Annotated in this window: 3 protein-coding genes; 1 reads left to right on the plus strand and 2 read right to left on the minus strand. The window is 28.8% G+C overall.

From position 1 onward, the window contains the following. The first annotated feature begins 248 nt into the window (after positions 1-248). Positions 249-716, plus strand: coding sequence for a hypothetical protein (locus VIM70_RS11255; RefSeq protein ID WP_331945855.1), 468 nt, complete (start codon positions 249-251; stop codon positions 714-716). A gap of 75 nt (positions 717-791) precedes the next feature. On the opposite strand, the gene VIM70_RS11260 is transcribed toward VIM70_RS11255, so the two are convergent. After that, positions 792-1,793 carry a tyrosine recombinase XerC gene (locus VIM70_RS11260; RefSeq protein WP_331945856.1) on the minus strand — a complete coding sequence of 334 codons (1,002 nt, stop codon included), beginning with the start codon at positions 1,791-1,793 and terminating at the stop codon, positions 792-794. A 248-nt stretch (positions 1,794-2,041) separates the two neighbouring features. Then, positions 2,042-3,472 (minus strand): adenylosuccinate lyase, encoded by a 1,431-nt coding sequence (gene purB / locus VIM70_RS11265; RefSeq protein WP_331945857.1) that lies wholly within the window; start codon positions 3,470-3,472, stop codon positions 2,042-2,044. Between the last annotated feature and the right edge of the window lie 210 nt (positions 3,473-3,682).

The following is a 3,682-nucleotide window of genomic DNA, read 5'->3' on the forward strand; positions in this document are numbered from 1 at the left end:
TCTGCTTGATATACTTCATATTATAACTATTTTGCTTGGAAAATAGTACATATAAACGTTTTTTTATTAAAAAATTTTTTCAACTTTTTTTACAGTGGAAGTTAACTCTACAAAGTGGAAGTTAACTTTTCAATTCACCTAAAAATCAAATGTTACAACCAAAGGGTATCAGTATTTGATTATTTGAAATTTATTTGTTATAATAAAGTATTGTAATAGTATATGAAATAAATGTAGTGGGGTGTTGTATGTCTAAAAATTGTATATTTAATGATAAAAAAAATTGTAATGACTGTGGTGAATGTGAAGTCTGTGAATTAAATTCAAATAAGAAATGTGATAACTGTGGTAAATGTCTAGAACTTGAAGGATTTGATGTTAAAGCTATAAAAATTGATGAGGTCTTTGAGAATGCTGGAACTGGTAAGTTAGATGATGATATTTACAATATAGATAAAATTGATGAACCTGCGACCGAGGAAGAACATTTAGAGAACAAGGATGAGGAAGCAATAAAAATTGAAAATTATGAAGCGTTTTTGGCTGAGGAAAAACTAGCAGAACTAAATAAAGACAAATACATACCTGAAAATAATGAAGTTTGGGAATTTATTGATGACATAGATGGAGCAAAAGAGTTACTTGAGGATGAAGAAGATAACTCGGAATTTCTTCAAGAGGAATTTCCAGGACTTATAAGACTAAAGAAGGTATAATTAATAAACAACAAATTTTATATAGTAGCAGGGTTAAAAAGTATATATTATCACAACTGTGATAATATATACTTTTTATTGTTCGTCAGAAAGGGGATTAGACTTAACCGCATTTCTTAGTTTTTCATTGTCTACATGTGTATATATTTGGGTGGTAGATATATTTTCATGACCTAAAATCTCTTGCAGACTTCTTATATCTACGTTACCATACTTATACATAAGGGTAGCTGAGGTATGCCTTAATTTATGTGGTGTATATTTGTTTTTATTAAGTCCAGCATTGCCTATATGCTTTTTCACAATTCTTTCTACAGTTCTTTTATTAATTCTACCAAATTTACCACTAATAAAGAGGGCGTCCTTATCCTCGAGATGAATTTTTTCGATGTCTGCATTTCTAATAGGCAAATACTTATATATTGCATTAAGTGATGCCTTGTTTAAATATATCGTTCGTTCTTTATTTCCTTTACCAATTATAGATAAAGTATCATTTTTCATAGCGGATATATCTATACTGCAAAGTTCTGATAGTCTGAGTCCACAATTTAAAAATAGTGTAATAATACTATGATCACGAATAGAATGCTTATCTCTAGAGTTAGTAGCCTCTAAAAGGGTCTTACTTTCATCTAAGGTTAGAAAAACGGGACTTCGCTTGCCAAGTTTTGGAGACTCCAAATCTATAGTTGGATCTACAGTTAGCACTTTAGCTTTAGTGGTTAAATACTTAAATAGGGACTTTATAGCTGCAATTTTCCTTGCTTTAGCATAGTTACCGTTGGCTCTTTGTTTTCCAAGATAGGAGACAAAGGCATATAAATCTTGCAATGTAAGGGTTTTTAATGTATCTAAGGTTAAATCTCTAATAATAACTTCCTCAAGAGGTAGGGATTTATCTGATGGGTCTAAGCTTTTATATACTTTTATAAATTTTAATAGTAATGATAAATCAGCAGTATAAGCAACAATTGTATTAATAGAAGAACCTTTAATAGTAGCTAGATAATTAAAATAATCATTTAGAAAGTGTGGGATATCATTGTTATATATATTTTCTATGTCAGATTTCATGGGTACCTCCAAAATACTTAATAATGTCGTGAAACTTACATTTCACGACATTATTATATCATGAAAAGGGGGGTGAAATTATGTCTTTTTATAAATAATAAATTTTATTTTTTGAAATTTGTTTTTCTACTATTTTTCATTTTATTATTATATAAATTTAAATTAAAAAACTACCAGTTTTTATAACTGATAGCTTTTCATTGTCTAATTTAAATCATTTTTAATATATCACATACTGATATTAATGATTATACATTTATAGCAGTTTCTACACCTATTGCATCTTTATTAGCGTTTAATATTGGTTTTACATATTCATCTATAAATTCTACCACTTGACTTGGCGCTCTACCCACAAATTTAATTGGGTCAATTACAGCCAAAATCTCTTCTTTTGACATTAGAAAACTTGCATCACCTATAATTCTTTCTATAAGATCATTACTTAACCCTTCTTCTTTAACTCGTTTGGCAGCTTCCATAGAATGAACTCTAATGTTTTCATGAAGTTCTTGTCTGTCACCGCCCCTTTTAACAGCTTCCATAAGTATATTTTCTGTTGCCATAAATGGAAGTTCATTGTTTACATGAGCAGTAATTACTTTTTCATATACTACCATATTTCCAGCTATATTCATGTATAAATTTAATACCCCATCAAGTGCTAAGAAAGCTTCTGGTACGGATATTCTCTTATTAGCTGAGTCATCTAAGGTTCTTTCAAACCATTGTGTTGCAGCTGTTATAGCAGGATTTAATGAATTTATTATAATGTATCTTGATAAAGAGCTAATTCGTTCAGAACGCATAGGATTTCTTTTATATGCCATTGCAGAAGAGCCAATTTGATTTTTTTCAAAAGGTTCTTCTAATTCTTTAATACTTTGAAGTATTCTTAAATCGTTACTGAATTTATAGGCACTTTGAGCTATTTCGGACAAAGTATTTAATACTATTGAGTCTACTTTTCTAGAATAAGTTTGACCAGTAACAGGATATGTGTCTTTAAAGTCCATTTTATTAGCTACATATTTATCTAAGTGTTTTACTTTTTTCTCATCATTTTCAAATAAATTCATAAAACTTGCTTGAGTTCCTGTTGTTCCTTTAACTCCTAGTAGCTTTAGTTTATCTATTACGAAGTCTAAATTTTCAAGATCCATTATTAATTCTTGAATCCATAAAGTTGCTCGCTTACCTACAGTAGTTAATTGAGCTGGTTGTAGATGAGTAAACCCTAAAGTAGGAACGTCTTTATATTTTAACGCAAAATCTGAAGATTTACTAATTACATTTATTAATTTCTTCTTAATTAATAATAAAGCTTTTCTCATAACAATTAAGTCTGTATTATCGCCTACATAACAGCTAGTAGCCCCTAAATGGATAATTCCCTTTGCATTAGGACATTGGACACCATAAGCATATACATGGCTCATTACATCATGTCTTATTTCCTTTTCCTTTTTCTCAGCAACTTCATAATTCACATTATCTACATAGGACTTAAGCTCGTTTATTTGAGCTTCCGTAATATTAAGTCCTAATAATTTTTCACCTTCAGCTAGGGCAACCCATAGCTTTCTCCAAGTTTTAAATTTCATATCATCTGAAAATAAATAACTCATCTCTTTTGATGCATATCTACTGTTTAATGGTGTATCATAAGTATTTCTCATATTTTGCCTCCATACGTACATATTTTAAAAAAAAACAAATATCATTCATATTATAACATACAATATTAATAATAGTAACGAAAATGTTCGTATATTTAAATTGCACTTTTCATTGAATTTTCTGATACATAGATTTATCTACTCTATCATTATAAACGTTCTAAATAAACTATAAAATAGTTCTAAAATATTTTATTATTAATATAATTT

This window comes from Clostridium sp., from assembly GCF_036569345.1.
GTDB lineage: Bacteria > Bacillota > Clostridia > Clostridiales > Clostridiaceae > Clostridium_AD.

Coding starts and splice junctions, on each gene's coding strand:
- VIM70_RS11255 (WP_331945855.1), top strand. CDS start 249: ATGTCTAAAAATTGTATATTTAATGATAAAAAAAATTGTAATGACTGT.
- VIM70_RS11260 (WP_331945856.1), bottom strand. CDS start 1,793: ATGAAATCTGACATAGAAAATATATATAACAATGATATCCCACACTTT.
- purB (WP_331945857.1), bottom strand. CDS start 3,472: ATGAGAAATACTTATGATACACCATTAAACAGTAGATATGCATCAAAA.